This is a genomic window from Idiomarina sp. T82-3, assembly GCF_001577655.1.
GTDB classification, from domain to species: domain Bacteria; phylum Pseudomonadota; class Gammaproteobacteria; order Enterobacterales; family Alteromonadaceae; genus Idiomarina; species Idiomarina baltica.
The window spans coordinates 1-16,526 of sequence record NZ_LSBQ01000009.1; the positions used below are offsets into that span (position 1 = coordinate 1).

Sequence of the window (16,526 nt, forward strand, 5' to 3'; positions counted from 1 at the left end):
GCACTATCCACGAGCAATAAAAAGGCGACCGCAACGTTATCCGATGCGGTCGCCTAGAAAAAATGCTAGTCGTTAGCTTAACTGACAAGCATTAGCCCTAAGGCAGCTCTTCATAACTCAGTAACATATTACTTAGTTGGAACCACTTTTACAGTGATGTTAGCGAACACGTCAGCGTGCAAGTGTAGTTCGATTTCAAACTCACCTACTTCACGCAATGTGCCGTTTGGCATAAGTACTTCGCTCTTCTTCACTTCAACGCCAGCCGCAGTAACTGCGTCCGCGATATCACGAGTACCGATAGAGCCAAATAATTTACCTTCGTCACCCGCTTTAGAAGCGATAGTAACAGATTCCAAAGCATTGACTTTTTCAGCGCGCGCTTGAGCTGCAGCTAATTGGTCAGCCAATTTCGCTTCGTAGTCAGCACGACGTTGCTCAAAAAGCTCAACGTTTTCTTTAGTTGCAGGAACCGCTTTACCTTGTGGGAACAAGAAGTTACGCGCGTAACCTGACTTAACAGCAACCTGGTCGCCTAAGCTACCTAGGTTAGCGATCTTATCTAATAAGATGATATTCATTTTCGCTACCTCTAAATCTTGGTATCCGAGCCTTTGCTAACTTACTGATGTGAATCAGTGTAAGGCAGCAAAGACAAATAACGAGCACGTTTGATAGCACGTGCTAACTGACGCTGATACTTAGCTGACGTTCCAGTGATACGGCTAGGAACAATCTTGCCAGATTCAGTGATGTAGTTTTTTAGCGTAGCGATGTCTTTGTAATCGATCTCTTTTACGCCTTCAGCCTTAAAACGGCAGAATTTACGGCGACGGAAAAAACGAGCCATTATGGCCTCCTTAAATCATTTCTAGATGCTGAGCGTGAAGAACTAGCTTGGCTAACCCTTGCTTGTCTTCATGACGATGCAAGAAACCCTCGGTATGTACTTCACTGCCCACCGTCAATTTATCCAACCAGTGCGTAAGCCCTTCGCCACTCATGATGACTTGTAAACGAACAAATGATTGTCGGCTCATTCCTGCTTCTGCTTGCATTGAGCGGTGCTCAAGAGAGAATTGGATGTGCTCAATACCTGATGGGCTCTTTTCGAGTCGAGCAGGTTTACAAACGTGTCCAGTTAAATGAAGTCGATTCATAGTTGCTAAAGGAGCAAAACCTCAATTAAGCGGCTTCGCTATCACCTTTACGCTCTTCCTTTTTAGTTAAAGGAGATGGTTCAGTGATCGCTTCTTTTTTACGCATAACAAGGTTACGTAAAACAGCGTCGTTGAAACGGAAGGCTGTTTCCAGCTCGTCAACAACTTCTGCGTTCGCTTCAATGTTTAGCAACACGTAGTGCGCTTTATGAAGCTTGTTGATTGGGTAAGCTAGTTGACGGCGACCCCAGTCTTCTAGACGATGGATCTGGCCACCACCTTGCTTGATCGTTTCGCTGTAGCGCTCGATCATGCCAGGTACTTGCTCGCTTTGGTCTGGATGGACCATAAATACGATTTCGTAATGACGCATTACTGCTTCCTTTTGGTTCAGTAGCCTCTGTTCAGTTCAGCCAAACTGACATAGAAGCAAGGAATACTCTATTTAAAAAGATAAAACGGCTGATTTGAGCCGCGCGAGTTTAACTAATTTATGCACAAAATGCAATGATTAATAATCTCGCACTTCAGGGTGGGACGCTTTGTGTGCTGCGCTGACTTCGTCGGTCACTAAAGATACTAATCGCCCTGCCAGTTCAGTTTTGACGCCTTCTGGCCCTCTTACCATGACTCTATCAAGAGGCGTCTCGGACCGAACGATGTCGGCTTGTAATGTCAAGAAATCATCTTGCTTATCCACTTCAACACGAATCGCATATTCCGCATTCTTCGCCGATTCGATATGCCATTCGTGTCTCACATCAAACCGATTCTGTAAATCTTCGAGCACCTGATTAACAATCGCCTCATCTGTTTTCGATTCGTAACTGATGCTGACATAAGGCTTAGTTGATCGCACAAAGGTACTTTCATTCCAATTTGGCGTCCAACTGAGGAACAGTAAACCAATCAGTGCCAGTGCGATAATTATCGGAAGTAAACGGCGGCTAATTGGCATGACGCTGTCTCACCGCCTCAAAAAGACAAACCCCACTGGCAACAGATACATTTAAACTGCTTACAGAGCCATCTAATGGGATAGATGCCAATTCATCGCAAGTTTCACGGGTCAGTCGACGCATTCCCTTGCCCTCGGCTCCCATAACTAATGCGAGCGGACCCTTAAAATCGATTTGATAAAGTGATTTATCGGCTTCACCTGCTGTACCAACCACCCACACATTGAGCTCTTGCAGTGTGCGAAGCGCACGTGCCAAGTTGGTTACAACAACCAAAGGAATGTTGTCTACTGCACCGCACGCTACTTTTCGTACGGTAGGCGTAACCTGTGCTGATTTGTCCTTAGGCACGACCACAGCTGTCGCGCCAGCGGCATCGGCCGTGCGCATGCATGCACCTAGGTTGTGTGGATCAGTCACGTTATCGAGTACTAAAAATAACGGGGCACCTTGGGCTTTTTCAATCAATGTTGAAAAATCATTCTCATTTAGTGGCGGTAAAGCTTTTATTGTCGCTACCACGCCTTGATGGTTACCAAACTCGGCTCTTTTATCAAGCGCTTGACGCGGTATCCACTGAGGCCGAATACCAATCGCCTCCGCTTGACCTATCACCTCAGCAACGGAAGCATCCTGACGTTCACGTGAAACAAATAACTCTATTAACCGATCGGGGTGCTGTGTTAGCACTGAGCGAACCGCGTGCAAACCAAAAACTGTAACCTTCTGACTCATGATTTATTGCGCCCCTTACTACTTGAATGACCGCGACTATTTTTTTGACCCGATGTTTTTTTACTTGACGGCTTGCGCTTATTCGAGCGCTTACCACGGCTATTTTTGTCACCCTTTTTAGCGTTACGCTGCTGTCCTTTATTGCCTTTAGGCATACGAGATTTACCCGTAGGACTCTCAGCACTTAACAACTCTAAGTCAATTTTACGGTCGTCTAGATTGACTTGTTTAACACGCACTTCTACTTTATCTCCAAGTCGGAACACGCGGTGACTATTTTCACCCACAAGCATATTTTTGGTGTTATCAAACTGATAATAGTCGTCACCTAAATTACTGATGTGCACCAGACCATCAATTTGATATTCGTCAAGCCGCACGAATAAACCAAAGTTTGTAACCGCCGCGATAACACCAGTGAAACTTGAGCCGATATGGTCTTGCATGAACTCACATTTGAGCCACTCATCCACCTGTCGCGTTGCATCATCAGCACGGCGTTCAGTGTGACTACAATGAACACCTAAATCATCGAGCTCAGTATCATCATATGCCCATGCACCGGTCAACGCGCCCTTAAACTCGCCCTTGCGCTTTAAAATTGCCTTAATCGCGCGATGTAAAATGAGATCAGGATAGCGCCTAATCGGAGACGTGAAGTGTGAATACGATTTTAATGCCAAGCCGAAGTGACCTGTGTTATCAGGTTGATAGACTGCTTGTTGCATTGAGCGCAGAAGCATCGTCTCTATTAGTTCTCGATCAGGGCGTTGTTGAACCTCAGACAAAAGCTTGCCGAAATCCGTCGGCGTAGGCTCGTCGCCACCTCCTAATTCAAGACCTAATTCACCCAGGAAGCTACGAAAGTTAGTCAAACGCTCATCGGCAGGCGGTTCATGGACACGAAACAATGCATTGATATCGTCGACTGACTCAACCAGTTTAGCGGCCTCTACATTAGCCGCAATCATGCACTCTTCGATGATTTTATGTGCGACATGACGTTTTACCGGTTCAATACGCTCGATTTTACGCTCGGCATTAAAAATAAATCGAACTTCTTGCGTATCAAACTCGATCGCAGAGCGTTTCTTCCTGACCGAAGCCAGTGCTTTATATAGGCTATGCAACGACTCGATATTCGTTAATACATCTTTGTATTGCTCGCGTAGTTCTGTATCACCATCTAAAATTTGTTTAACTTTAGTGTAGGTTAAGCGCGCGTGACTATTCATTACTGCCGGATAGAAACGCGATGATTTCAACTTGCCGCGCGGCCCCACTTCGATTTCAGCCACCATACACAACCGGTCGACATTCGGATTGAGGGAGCAAAGACCATTCGAGAGTTTTTCTGGCAGCATGGGAATCACGTTGTTAGGAAAGTAAACGGAGTTGCCTCGATTCCACGCTTCTTGATCAAGTACCGTATTGGGCTTCACATAGTAGGACACGTCTGCAATCGCCACCCATAAACGCCAACCGCTCTCTTCGGGCATCGCTAAGACCGCATCGTCAAAATCACGAGAATCTTCCCCATCAATCGTGATGAGCGGTAATTCACGTAAATCGATACGTCCCTCATACGCTTGCTTAGGAATTTCATCAGCTATTTTATTAAGCTCTTGATCTAACCCTTCAGGCCATTCATTAGGAATGTCATGTTCTCGAATGGCGACTTCAATCTCCATTCCAGGTGCCATGTGATCACCGAGAATTTCGGTAATCTCACCAATGGGGCTAGTACGTTTGTTAGGTCTTCGTGTAATCTTGACCACAACCAATTGGCCGTGACGCGCACCCGCGGTCGCATGGTTGGGGATCAAAATATCTTGGTTAATGCGACTATCATCAGGAACAACAATACCCATATCATGATCGACAAAGTAACGTCCGACGATATCGTTATCACGGGGTTCTATAACCCTCACCACACGACCTTCACGTTTTCCTTTGCGATCTTGCCCTGACACTTTAACCAGTACCACATCGCCATGGAGTACCGAGTACATTTGGTGATGAGGAATAAAGATATCACCACCACCTTCTTCAGGCTGACAAAAACCAAAGCCTTCGCGGTGACCGATGATACGCCCTTTAATCAATTGCATTCGGTCTGGTAATCCGTAGCTATTGGCTTTGGTATACACTAACTGACCGTCACGTTCCATCGCTCGCAAGCGACGTTTGATGCCTACTTGTTGGCGTTCATCACCAAGCTTGAAATGACTTACAAATTCATCAAACGAAACAGGTTTAAGATGCTTCTGCACCAACCCAAGCAACGCTTCCCTACTTGGTATTTCAACCTCGTAGTTAGGGGTGGGTTGGTCGTTCGAATTTGTTTCTGACATAAGTTCTCTTATAAGTTGAAATTAAATATTGACTACTATGCATGCAGTATACGCTTTATAACCACTATTGTCAGTGACAGAAAAAAGAAACCCCAGCCGAGGCTGGGGTTTTGGTACGTCATGTTAATTCGCTTGTGATTGCGTAATGGTTCGTTCCTCAATGACGTTATTATCAATATCTGCATTATCAAACCAAATCGGACGCAGTTGTGGCTCCTGAGAGTACAGCTGAGTTTGGTCAATGTAGTGATCAGACAGGATATTACGAGACTGAGAATAGCTCAGTAAACCTTGAGCCTGCGGACCGTCATCGGTGAACTCCATGGTGAACATCCAGCTCGAACCATAACTGATATGATAGCCAGCACCATTTGCCGCTAGGTTTGAGCCTTCCACTTGTGGATAAATCAAGCGCGGATAAATCGTGCCATCAGAGCCCGTGTTTGCGCGGAACACGTTAAAGCCCCCTTCGATGTTATTGGCACCACCCCAGGGCAACCGATTACCACTCGGTGTTCCATCTGGAAGCGCACGCTCAACGAATTGAACCTCGCCTAGCGGGGCGTCAATCGACAAGCCTACCGACTGAATACGCGCCATAGCATTGCCTAATAGCGTCAAGACCGCTGTTGATTTCTTCAAACCGCTGGGGGTTGTGAGCGGTTGCGAGGCATCGTAGGGCACCTGCCACTGCGGGTTACGCGACCATTCTGAGGCAAACTCACGGAATAGCATCGCACCGACACTGTCTTTATTCATCGTACCATCCCACTGTGCAAGTACATCGCACCCAGGTTTAATACTCATTGCGCCAGCCGCAGTGTTGACAGGATTACTACCTTGCGCGGTACAAAGGTCAACTAAGTCGTCGAGTACCGCTTCAGCAAGAAATGCGCGGTTGCTCAAGAGCTTATTTGCAATGTCTTCTCGACTAAACAAGCCATTAACAGAGCCCCCTTCCGCTAACATTTTTTGACCCAAACGAGAGCGCAAAGACTGTTGGTTACCGATAGGTCCCCAAAGTGGGGATACGTTTTCGATTGGATTATTGGGGTTCGTTAGCCAAAAGCTGTCATTAGAGTTCTGCACGAAATCGTTCCGAAGCAGTTGTGGAGCCTTGCTAAAAGGCATTTTTCCGTCCGCTTTGTGACTGGCAGAAGTCCCCGGAACGACAGGAAACCCTGCCGACGCACTGATCCCCTGCAAAACAGCGTTGCTTTGCCACTGTGCAATCGTCTCATCACTCAAGTTAGGGACCGATGAGCCGTCCGTAAAGAACACATCACCATCTTCGTCAGCCGCCATGGCATTGTTAAATACCGTGCCCGTGTAATCGACAAATGACTGGCGATATTCTTCAATGTTGCGTGCGCGGTTCATTGCCAACCAGTGATCGAAAATTTCAAAATTAGGCAGATTCGCATCATAGATCGCGTAAGCTACGTCCTTCCCATAAGGGTCGGTACCCCAAGTTAGCGGTGAATTAGGAACTTTAATAATTGTGCCAAACTCACTGTGATAACTGGTTTTTTCAAGGGTTATTAGGCCATTGCCCGTATTCACTTGGATCTGATGTGTTTTTGTTGTCATCGGAACCGACTCACCATCGACTAGATAGTGGGTCCCCGTTTCGTCTTCTGGATCTAACGCTAGCTGATGAACGACAAACCGATTGGCCGTTGAGAACGTATGCGTCCACGCAACATGCTCATTAAAGCCGATATTGACGATACCGGGCATACCCGATAGCGATCCACCAACGACTTTTAATTCACCAGGAATTTCCGTTCCAAATTGCCAAAACCGTTGGTTCCCGGTATGTGGGAAGTGCGGGTTAGCCAACACCATGCCGTTCCCCGTCGCAGACATTTTTGAGCCGATAGCCCAACCATTAGAGCCCATTTCCGTTGGATTAGGTTCTGGCATCTCAATATGAACTGGATTCAGCGTCATTGCTTGTTGAGAAGGTGCAACCGGCTGTGGCATGTAACTCTGATTTGGTGGCGCGGCAACAAAGACGGCGCCGGTAAAGTTGCTAGCCCCTGGCAGTAGCGCAACACCCTGTGCGTACGTAAGCAGATCGATAGGTGTAATTTCTTGTACGAAAGGCTGCCCAGCGCAGGTCGGATCGATGTTGTTTACGCCTGTCTCGCTCAGGTATTCGTTGTATCCTGCCGCATAGCCCGTCAACAATGCTTGAGATTCTTCACTCAAAGAATCGAAGCCCTGTTCGGCGTTATCGCGAATACCTAGCGCAAGAAAGCCAAAATCATCTATTAAGTTTTGATTATTATTCGAACCAATCGGATTATGTGGGCCAAAGTACATTGAGCGCTGCGAATTAAATTTCACGATTTGGTCCGCTAAAATACAGATATTGTCTTTAGCAAAAGCAAAGCCAACGCCAAATCCTAAACTTTCTAGGTTATCCGCTTTTATGTATGGCACACCATAGGTCGTCCAGCGAATGTCGGCACTCAGTTCATCGTCATCGTCAAATGTTGATAAAGGATCTTGTGCTGGTAAGGGGCTACTATAATCTGGTTCTGACGGAGTTTCAGGAGCTTGATACTCAGCCACTTCGTTACTAAAGTTACAACCGCTCAGCGAGACTACACCGGCCATTAGCAAGGCTCGATATAGCAGTGAGGTTTTGTAAGTTCTCATCGCGCTTTCCTTGTGAAGTTTAAGTTATTGTTATCGCCACATGAGCGAGACTACTTTATTCGCTTGTGTACTGCCTAAATCATCAGCGCATAGTTTAGCTTAATGTAAAATACACGCATAATTTATACCCTCTGTTATAACGCGTTATTACAGCATGGTCCAACCACTAAATCGTGATTGTTCCTCGCAAATATTCGACGGCTTGTCCAAAAAGCTTCACGCGATCCTGTTCAACCTCGCAAATCACGCGACCACCTCGTGACGATAGCTGCTCCCCAATAACCCGCGTCTTATTTAATCGCTTACTCCACAAAGGAGCTAACTGGCAATGCGCTGAACCTGTAACAGGGTCTTCGTTCACATTAAGCTTTGGAAAAAAGCAACGACTGACAAACCCATCTCCTTCAACTGCGGTTGCGACAACACCTCGCGAATCGAGCTTTTTTAATTCATTGAAGTCAGGCGATAAAGCACGCACTTGCGCTGCATTTTCAAGTATCGCAATATGATCAAAGCCACGTAACAGTTCTACGGGGTCACAACCAAGTCCATGGCTGACAACTGCATTCGGGGCAATCGATTGGGGTTCTGTTGCAGGAAAGTCCATCATCATCCCCGATGATGTACGCGTGACAATCAAACTACCGCTGCGTGTATTAAAGTGGACTTGCTCAATGTCGGGGCGCAAATGGCTAAAGACCACGAACGCCGAGGCGAGCGTTGCATGACCACAGAGATCGACTTCAGCCGCCGGGGTAAACCAACGTAAATCGAATACACTGGGCGAGCGTGTTGATGATAAAAACGCCGTTTCCGATAAGTTATTCTCTTCCGCGATATACTGAAGCATATCATCAGATAGTGTATGGTCGAGTAGAGGCACCACGGCTGCTGGATTACCACCGAAGGTTCTATCTGTAAAGGCATCAACTTGATATAAAGAAAGTTGCATTGAACTATTTCCTTGTGTTTTCCTCTAAATAGGTATAAACCTATGACTGTGATCAAAGAAGAGTCATTTTTATTATCTATAAGACTCATGTTGATTGCATAAGCTGTAAGTTAAATTAGTTGAGAGCTGAACGCTAAGATGTATCGTAAATTTTTTGCTCTACTCATTGTCACTATTTCGCTACTCGCGCAACCTGCGATGGCGTCATTGAGTGCGCACAACGTTCAAAGCGTCTCTTCTGATTGTGATTTATCGGTTTATCATGCTGAGCATTCCCAAGGTATTATCCAAACCTCTGGCGCTAACGATATCGGTTCAGAACAACCCGATCATTCGCCAGCTATTACAAGTCAGAACTTTTCTCCCTCTTTAGCCATCACAGACGAGCGAGTTCAAATCACCGTTCGGTTTGTTACCGGCGTTGATTTTATTCGCCCACAACTAAGGGCTCCACCAACGACTGTTTAATTCCGCTGTATTGACATTTATTTTTAGGAATTAAGGAGTACGTTATGACTGAGTTTAAATCACTTAAATCAGTATCTCATGGTGATGCCGTTTCACTCTCTTCGCAAGCTCGCGACCCTTTCAACTGTGATTGGCATGCGAACGCCTTGCATGTGTTCGATGACTTCGAGCGCCACGATCCGTTACTACTGCGATCAAATACAAGTCTCGACCGTGCTGAGCAGCTCATGAATTCTGCGAAGGTTCGTTACGCTTGTGTCGTGAATAGTAATGAACAAATTGTGGGCTTAGTCGCGTTGCGCGAGTTTCATAGCCGTCATGCTATGCAAGTGAGTCAATCGACCCAACTCCCGTGGGCGGATCTAACTGTTGGCGACTTAATGAGAAAACTTGATGAGTTGCCGCAGGTTGAATATAAACAACTACAGAAAGCGCGTATTGGTGATACAGCAGCCACGCTTAAGTCTGCTGGGCGCGATTTCTTACTGGTATTTGAAGCAGGTTCAATCCGTGGCGTTGTGTCGTCGCTGCGCATCGCGCAAGTAACCGGAGAGTCAGTGAATATTTATCACTCGGCTTCCACTTTCGCCGAGATTATTTCAGCAGTGAATCACTCCCACTTAAATGACTAGACATTAATAACAAAATAAGGCGGTTAAACCGCCTTATTTCTTTTCGGAAGATACTTTTTACGTCGTTTTAGAAGGTATAACTTACCTCAAACCGCACAGTTCTCGGCTCCATCACGTGATAATGTAAATCTTCGACCCCCGCAGCGGGTTCCCCTTGCAAACGCGATGCATAGTAATAATCGATATCATGGTCATTACTGTCTAATAAGTTGAGTATTTGAACTTGAGCCGACCAATTCTGCCATTGCTTAGCAAGTAAAAAGTTGACCACCGTGGAGCTATCAGAACGCACACTATTATCCTCAGTCAACGGACGCTCACCGATATAGCGCACACGTAATGTAGACAACCAATTATTCCCAAACCTATGGGTTGCGCCCAATTGCAGAATATCTTCAACCGCCCCTGGAATATAATCATTAGGTAGCGCATCATCAAATTCAGCATCTGTATAAGCATATTCAAAGTCAAAGCTGAGGTTATCATTTACATTATAGTAGGCAGCCACTTCAATACCATTTCTGTATGATGGCCGACTCGCTTCCGTATTGCCCGCATCACCCACAAACAATAACTCGCTATCCTGCTCAAGCGCCCAAAGCGCGACTGAGCTGTTAAACTGGCTATTTGGACGCCAACGCATTCCAACCTCGTAACCTAAAGCACGAACAAGCGGGTCGACAGGCGCGACACGATCACCGGAGTTAGGATCAACACGCGTGACAGTGCCTCGCGCATCGTTAGAGTGAAAGCCCTGTCCCGCAGATAGGTATACTTCCATATCATCCAATAACAGATAATTAAGGCTACCTTTTAGTGACCATAATGCATCGGATTCTTGACCATTGTTATGGGTTAACTGAACATCATAAATATTTTGTTGCAGTCGGCTGTTCACATCAAAGTCAAAGTAATCATAACGGAGTGATACGGTACTACGCAGTCGCCCTGTCCACTGGTAATCATGTGTCACATACGAGCCAAAGCTCCACTCATCAACACGGTCACTGCGCACGGCTCCAATACGCTCGCGTGCCTCGCTTTTATAAAGCCCGACTTCGCCGATATCGTCATAGCGCGTATCAAACCCTACCGTGAAATTATTGTTGATATGCCAACTACCTGAGGCACCATAAATCATTCGATCGTCGACCTGTTCAAATTGGTCACCATTGACAGGATCATCAAGGTAGTATGTGAAATTAGAGAAAAGAGACAAACCATAGTCGATGGCATAAGCGCTTAATGCGTAGTCCGCTGTCGTGTAAATAGCGTTGAGACTGTAACGATGTGTCTTACCACCGAGTGTCGGGTCAATCGAGCCGAGCTCATCAATTAATCCAGACTCCACTGCACGAGCAGGAATTTGATCAGCACTATTCCACTCATTATGGTAGCCCATGGCTCCGAGTGTTAGAACACCGTCATCTAGGCGAATACTATGTCTCAAAACACCGTTGAGCTTATCAACATCCTCATCGATATCAGACCACGGTCCATCATAAGTTTGATACTCAAGCGCATACAAGGTCGCATTCCGGCTTCCTGAATTCACACTATCAGCTACCAAAGCACGTCGATAATTATCTTCGCCTAGGGTCACGGATGCGAGCCCATTGCGCCGCGTCATTTGAGTGCTAAAACCAACACTGCCTGCTCCGGAGAAATCACCTACATCTCCATAATAAGTGCCCTTTTGATACGTCACTTGAGCAATGATCTCGGGAATTAAAAAGTTAATGTCGGTATAGCCCTGACCATGACCGTGGCTACGCATATTAACCGGCATACCATCAACGTATGTAGCAAAGTCAGTGCCATGGTCTAAGTTAAAACCACGCAAAAAGTATTGGTTGGCTTTACCACTACCGCTGTGTTGCGTTGCACTCATTCCTGGAATGAGTTCCATCAGTTCACCCGTTCTTAACATCGGACGAATTTCAATTTCGGGCTGTCCTAAGACGCCTTCGGAAGCCGACATCGACTGACCTAACAAATTAGCTTGATGCCCAGAAACCAAGATACGCTCAATACCATCATGTGCTTGAACGCTCGCCAAAGGAAGCGCACTGATAAGGGCGCTAAGTACCATAGAACGTCGAAATTTGACCACGAAAACCTCATAACAAATTGAATAACTTATTTAGCATACTAAAAATTGAATAGATAAACATGAAAACTGCGAGAAAACGGGGGCATACCAGGTTAAGTGGTGCGAAGTGTGAAATACCGATTAGATTAATCGTTTTTAACAATCAGAAACCAGGGGATATATCCATAAAACTGGTCTATATTACATTGCGAAAATGGTTAAACAGTCAACATGAGGTTAACAAAATGAGTGTCACACGAAAAATGAGTATCTCACTGGTGTCGGCCGCTGTAGCACTGACTTTATCGGGTCAAGCATTAGCGCAGCAAGGTCATAACTACCACAAGAATATGCAGCAAACCGAGCAAGCTAAGGAAAATAGCTTTTGGTGGCCAAACAAACTTAATTTGGAACCTCTGCGCCAGCACAGCCCAGAGTCCAACCCACTCGATGCCGATTTTGATTATGCAGAGGCCTTTAATGCACTTGATCTAGAAGCGGTTAAAAGGGACATCGAAGCACTGATGACATCGGATCAAGATTGGTGGCCAGCCGATTATGGACATTATGGCCCTTTCTTTATTCGCATGGCATGGCACGGTGCGGGCACCTATCGTGTACAAGATGGACGCGGCGGTGCTGCGGGAGCGCAACAACGCTTTGAACCGCTTAATAGCTGGCCCGACAACGTTAGTTTGGATAAAGCACGTCGTCTGTTATGGCCTGTGAAGCAAAAATACGGCCGCAATATTTCTTGGGCTGATTTGATGGTACTGACAGGCAACGTAGCGCTCGAATCAATGGGCTTTAAGACCTACGGTTTTGCTGGCGGTCGTGAAGATGCCTGGGAGCCTGATATTGTTTACTGGGGACCTGAAACCGAGTGGCTCGGTGACAAACGCTATCAAGGTGAACGTAAACTCGATAACCCATTAGCCGCGGTACAAATGGGGCTAATTTACGTCAACCCAGAAGGTCCAAATGGCAACCCCGATCCACTGCTCGCCGCAAAAGATATTCGAGACACGTTCGGACGCATGGCGATGAACGATGAGGAAACCGTTGCATTGATCGCCGGCGGACATACGTTTGGTAAAGCGCACGGCGCGCACAAACCTGAAGAATGCTTAGGCGCTGAACCTGCTGCCGCCCCCGTAGAACAACAAGGTCTCGGTTGGAAGAATAGTTGCGGAAAAGGTAATGCTGAGGACACGATCACCAGTGGCTTAGAAGGTGCATGGTCGGTCAATCCTACTGCGTGGACGACCCAATACTTGGATAATTTGTTTGGTTTCGACTGGGAACAGACGCGCAGTCCAGCGGGCGCTATTCAATGGATACCTAAAGATGGTCAAGCGGCTAATATGGTACCTGATGCACACGTCGAAGGTAAGCGTCACGCGCCTATCATGTTTACTACCGATCTCGCACTAAAGTTCGACCCTGAATATCGCAAAATCGCGAAGCGTTTTCACGAAAACCCAGAAGAATTCGAACTTGCGTTTGCTAAAGCTTGGTTTAAATTGACCCACCGCGATATGGGTCCCAAAGCACGATACCTTGGCAGTATGGCACCTAAAGAAGACCTTATTTGGCAAGACCCAATCCCTAAAGTCGATTACACGCTGATTAACGAAAGCGAAATTAGCGAGTTAAAAAAACAGATCTTGGCCAGCAAACTGACGGTGCCAGAACTCGTTCGTACCGCCTGGGCAGCGGCTTCAAGCTTCCGTGCCACAGATATGCGCGGCGGAGCCAATGGCGCGCGGATCGCTTTGGAACCACAAATAAACTGGGAAGCGAATAACCCTGAAGAGTTGAGGCGAGTACTGAATGAACTTAAGCGCATTCGTGCTGAGTTCAATCAATCGCTCTCTGGCAATAAGCAAATATCTCTAGCGGATACTATCGTGCTGGCAGGTGCCGCTGCTATCGAAAAAGCAGCTGAAGATGCGGGCTATCGCGTAAAGGTACCTTTCATACCTGGACGCGCAGATGCGACCCAAGAGATAACCGACGTGCAGTCATTTAAGTTCTTGGAGCCAACTGCAGACGCTTTTCGAAACTATTACAGTGAAGAGAGCCGTTTGAATCCAGCGCAAATGATGGTCGATAAAGCCGACACGCTCGACTTAACTGTCCCAGAACTGACCGTTTTATTGGGAGGTTTACGCAGTTTAGGGGCGAACTATAAAGGTACTGAGCACGGAGTTTTCACGGAGCAGCCAGGTACACTCAACAACGACTTTTTCGTAAACTTGCTGAGTATGGATACACAATGGGAACCCTCTCAGGATGACGAGTCGCTATACATTGGTCGTGACCGCACTACGGGTGAGCCAAAGTACACCGCAACGACGGTCGACTTAATTTTTGGTTCGAACTCCGAGTTACGTGCAGTGGCGGAGATTTATGCCCTTGATGACTCAAAAGACAAGTTCGTCGACGACTTTATAAATGCATGGGTTAAAGTGATGCAGCTCGATCGCTTTGATCTAGAAAAGTCCTAACCGTTAATACAACGAATCTGCATGCCGGTTGATTGGAAACAATGAGCCGGCATTTTTATTTCACCGAATGAAAGCCATTGGGTAGTAATGAGTGTCGGGTGAAACGTTAGATTAGCATTGAAAACGTGATAGGAAGAGCTTACTAGAAGCTTGGTGCCGAGGGGGGGACTTGAACCCCCACGCTGTTACCAGCGGTGGATTTTGAATCCACTGCGTCTACCAATTCCGCCACCTCGGCATTAAGATAGGTTGTCTTGGTCGACGGAGGGGATTATACCCGTGACATCTTTCTAATCAAGCAAATATTGCAGAATTTTTTCGGTTTTAAGTTTGTTTGGTCATTCCTTAACCGAACCATCCTACTGCGCGTCGGTCCGGGTCATGGTAAACTCTCCCCGTTACAGGTTGTTATGGATAAAAATATGCCATCAGAAGCTCAAAAACTGCATGCGAGTTTTCCATCAGCAAACTTTCTTCGTCGGTTTGCCGCATGGATTTACGATTTTTTAGTCGCTTGTGCGATGGTTATGCTTGCCACCGCACTCGCGCTCGGAGCGTCAGCTATCGCCACCAGCTTAGGCTGGCTCACATTACCGGAAGGTATGGATCATGCGGAGTTTATTGACCAAGGTCCTTGGCTCACAATTTTTCTGCTAACCGTCTTAGCGGTGTTTTTTGGTTACTTCTGGAAAACATCGGGTCAGACCGTAGGCATGCGAGCTTGGCGCTTAAAATTACAACAGCGAGACGGTTCTCGACTCACTTACAAACAGGTAATTATAAGGCTTTTGACATGCATGTTGGGCGTAGGAAATATCTGGGTTCTCGTGGACTTAAAACACCGCCGAGCTTGGCAAGATTACGCCGCAAAAACAGAGCTGGTCACTCTATCAAAAGAAGCTAACCAGCTATTTTATTGGAAAGAGCTTTAGCTCTTCCTCTGCATGACAAAAATAGCAACACTGGCAAAGACTAAGCTCGGCAACAAGGCCCCTAGCACCGCCGGCACCTGGTAGACTTGTGCTAGGGGACCAAAAATTTCGTTACTGACATGAAACGCAAATCCTGTAATTACGCCCAACAGTATACGCGCTCCCATACTGGTTTCCCGTAATGGGCCAAAAATAAAGGACAATGCGACCAGTAACATCACTGCCACAGTCACCGGTGATAATACCTTACGCCACAACGCCAACTCGTAACGCTGAGCAGACTGCTCGTTCGACTTAAGGTAGGTGAGGTAATCAATCAGTCCCGATATTGATAATGACTCCGGTTTTATAGTGACGACGCCCAATTTATCCGGTGTCAGGCTTGATTGCCACACAGTGCTATCAAGGCGTTTTTCAATCACTTTTTGTTGTGTAAGTCGAGTCTCGACCACCTGACTTAAACGCCAAGACTCATTACTATACACAGCCGTCTGAGCGTATGTGACTGTTTCGAGTTGCTGTTGTCCATCAAAGTCGTAAATCAGCACACCATTCAAACGTCCGGTGTCTTCAACTTCCGAAATATTAATAAAATCATCGCCATCTTTCGCCCAGACGCCACGTTGAGCGGAAATAAGACTACCTCCGGAGATTTCTTGTGCACGGATTAGCCGACCTTTAGCTTCCATCGGTGGAGCAACCCATTCGCCAATGGCAATTACAGCAATCATCATAACAACTGCAGTTTTCATCACCGCACCAGCAATATTAAGCTTTGAGCGACCCGCGGCTTGCATCACGATAAGCTCAGAGTTACTCGCCAGCACCCCCATACCTATTAAGCCACCCAGTAATGCAGCCATCGGAAAGAAAACTTCAACATCACGCGGAATACTGTAAAAAACAAACAGCGCCGCGTCGATCACCTCATAACTACCTCGTCCGACCGACTTGAGTTGCTCGACAAAACGTATTAACCCCGAAAGCCCGGTCAGTACGATTAAACTCATTAGCGAGGTTTTGAGAACTGTCGCGCCAATATAGCGATCCAAGATACTAAACATC

15 protein-coding genes and 1 tRNA gene are annotated in these 16,526 nt (G+C 46.6%); 4 read left to right on the forward strand and 12 right to left on the reverse strand.

Features of this window, described 5'->3' with window-relative positions:
• Positions 1 to 128: 128 nt before the first annotated feature.
• The 9 genes from rplI to AWU56_RS07220 all read right to left on the reverse strand — a co-directional run bounded on the left by rplI (position 129) and on the right by AWU56_RS07220 (position 8,827).
• Entirely contained in the window at positions 129 to 581 is a 453-nt protein-coding gene (gene rplI / locus AWU56_RS07180) for a 50S ribosomal protein L9 (protein WP_272977924.1), read from the reverse strand.
• A gap of 41 nt (positions 582 to 622) precedes the next feature.
• Complete coding sequence (gene rpsR, locus AWU56_RS07185; protein ID WP_006956988.1) at positions 623 to 850, reverse strand: 30S ribosomal protein S18; 228 nt, start codon at positions 848 to 850, stop codon at positions 623 to 625.
• Between the two features lie 10 nt (positions 851 to 860).
• Positions 861 to 1,160, reverse strand: a complete 300-nt coding sequence (gene priB / locus AWU56_RS07190; RefSeq protein ID WP_006956989.1) for a primosomal replication protein N — start codon at positions 1,158 to 1,160, stop codon at positions 861 to 863.
• Between the two features lie 25 nt (positions 1,161 to 1,185).
• On the reverse strand, positions 1,186 to 1,533 hold the full coding sequence (rpsF, locus tag AWU56_RS07195; protein WP_006956990.1) for a 30S ribosomal protein S6: 348 nt from the start codon (positions 1,531 to 1,533) through the stop codon (positions 1,186 to 1,188).
• Between the two features lie 138 nt (positions 1,534 to 1,671).
• Entirely contained in the window at positions 1,672 to 2,118 is a 447-nt protein-coding gene (locus AWU56_RS07200) for a signaling protein (protein WP_286682127.1), read from the reverse strand.
• The gene (gene rlmB / locus AWU56_RS07205) at positions 2,108 to 2,854 is read right to left on the reverse strand and encodes a 23S rRNA (guanosine(2251)-2'-O)-methyltransferase RlmB (protein WP_286682128.1); all 747 of its coding nucleotides are present in this window, start codon (positions 2,852 to 2,854) and stop codon (positions 2,108 to 2,110) included. The genes AWU56_RS07200 and rlmB overlap by 11 nt, the downstream gene beginning before the upstream one ends.
• Positions 2,851 to 5,208: a ribonuclease R gene (gene rnr / locus AWU56_RS07210; protein WP_286682129.1), complete on the reverse strand. Its 2,358-nt coding sequence runs from the start codon at positions 5,206 to 5,208 to the stop codon at positions 2,851 to 2,853. Before rnr ends, rlmB begins: the two co-directional genes overlap by 4 nt.
• A gap of 123 nt (positions 5,209 to 5,331) precedes the next feature.
• Positions 5,332 to 7,875, reverse strand: a complete 2,544-nt coding sequence (locus tag AWU56_RS07215) for an acylase (RefSeq protein ID WP_286682130.1) — start codon at positions 7,873 to 7,875, stop codon at positions 5,332 to 5,334.
• Positions 7,876 to 8,041: 166 nt separating this feature from the next.
• Positions 8,042 to 8,827, reverse strand: coding sequence for a PhzF family phenazine biosynthesis protein (locus tag AWU56_RS07220; RefSeq protein WP_286682131.1), 786 nt, complete (start codon positions 8,825 to 8,827; stop codon positions 8,042 to 8,044).
• A 138-nt stretch (positions 8,828 to 8,965) separates the two neighbouring features.
• Between AWU56_RS07220 and AWU56_RS07225 the strand changes: the two genes are divergently transcribed.
• Entirely contained in the window at positions 8,966 to 9,295 is a 330-nt protein-coding gene (locus tag AWU56_RS07225) for a hypothetical protein (protein ID WP_006956996.1), read from the forward strand.
• A gap of 44 nt (positions 9,296 to 9,339) precedes the next feature.
• Positions 9,340 to 9,927, forward strand: a complete 588-nt coding sequence (locus AWU56_RS07230; RefSeq protein WP_071463958.1) for a CBS domain-containing protein — start codon at positions 9,340 to 9,342, stop codon at positions 9,925 to 9,927.
• A gap of 67 nt (positions 9,928 to 9,994) precedes the next feature.
• Here the strand turns inward: AWU56_RS07230 and AWU56_RS07235 are convergent, their stop codons facing one another.
• Positions 9,995 to 12,040: a TonB-dependent receptor gene (locus AWU56_RS07235; RefSeq protein WP_286682132.1), complete on the reverse strand. Its 2,046-nt coding sequence runs from the start codon at positions 12,038 to 12,040 to the stop codon at positions 9,995 to 9,997.
• Between the two features lie 224 nt (positions 12,041 to 12,264).
• On the opposite strand from AWU56_RS07235, the gene katG reads away from it, so the two are divergent.
• Positions 12,265 to 14,529, forward strand: a complete 2,265-nt coding sequence (katG, locus tag AWU56_RS07240) for a catalase/peroxidase HPI (RefSeq protein ID WP_286682133.1) — start codon at positions 12,265 to 12,267, stop codon at positions 14,527 to 14,529.
• A 151-nt stretch (positions 14,530 to 14,680) separates the two neighbouring features.
• Here the strand turns inward: katG and AWU56_RS07245 are convergent.
• A tRNA-Leu gene (locus AWU56_RS07245) sits at positions 14,681 to 14,767 on the reverse strand.
• Positions 14,768 to 14,951: 184 nt separating this feature from the next.
• Here AWU56_RS07245 and AWU56_RS07250 point away from each other — a divergent pair.
• Positions 14,952 to 15,461 carry an RDD family protein gene (locus AWU56_RS07250; protein ID WP_040488268.1) on the forward strand — a complete coding sequence of 170 codons (510 nt, stop codon included), beginning with the start codon at positions 14,952 to 14,954 and terminating at the stop codon, positions 15,459 to 15,461.
• On the opposite strand, the gene lptG is transcribed toward AWU56_RS07250, so the two are convergent.
• Entirely contained in the window at positions 15,458 to 16,525 is a 1,068-nt protein-coding gene (gene lptG, locus AWU56_RS07255) for an LPS export ABC transporter permease LptG (protein WP_006956972.1), read from the reverse strand. The genes AWU56_RS07250 and lptG overlap by 4 nt on opposite strands.
• Position 16,526: the final 1 nt, after the last annotated feature.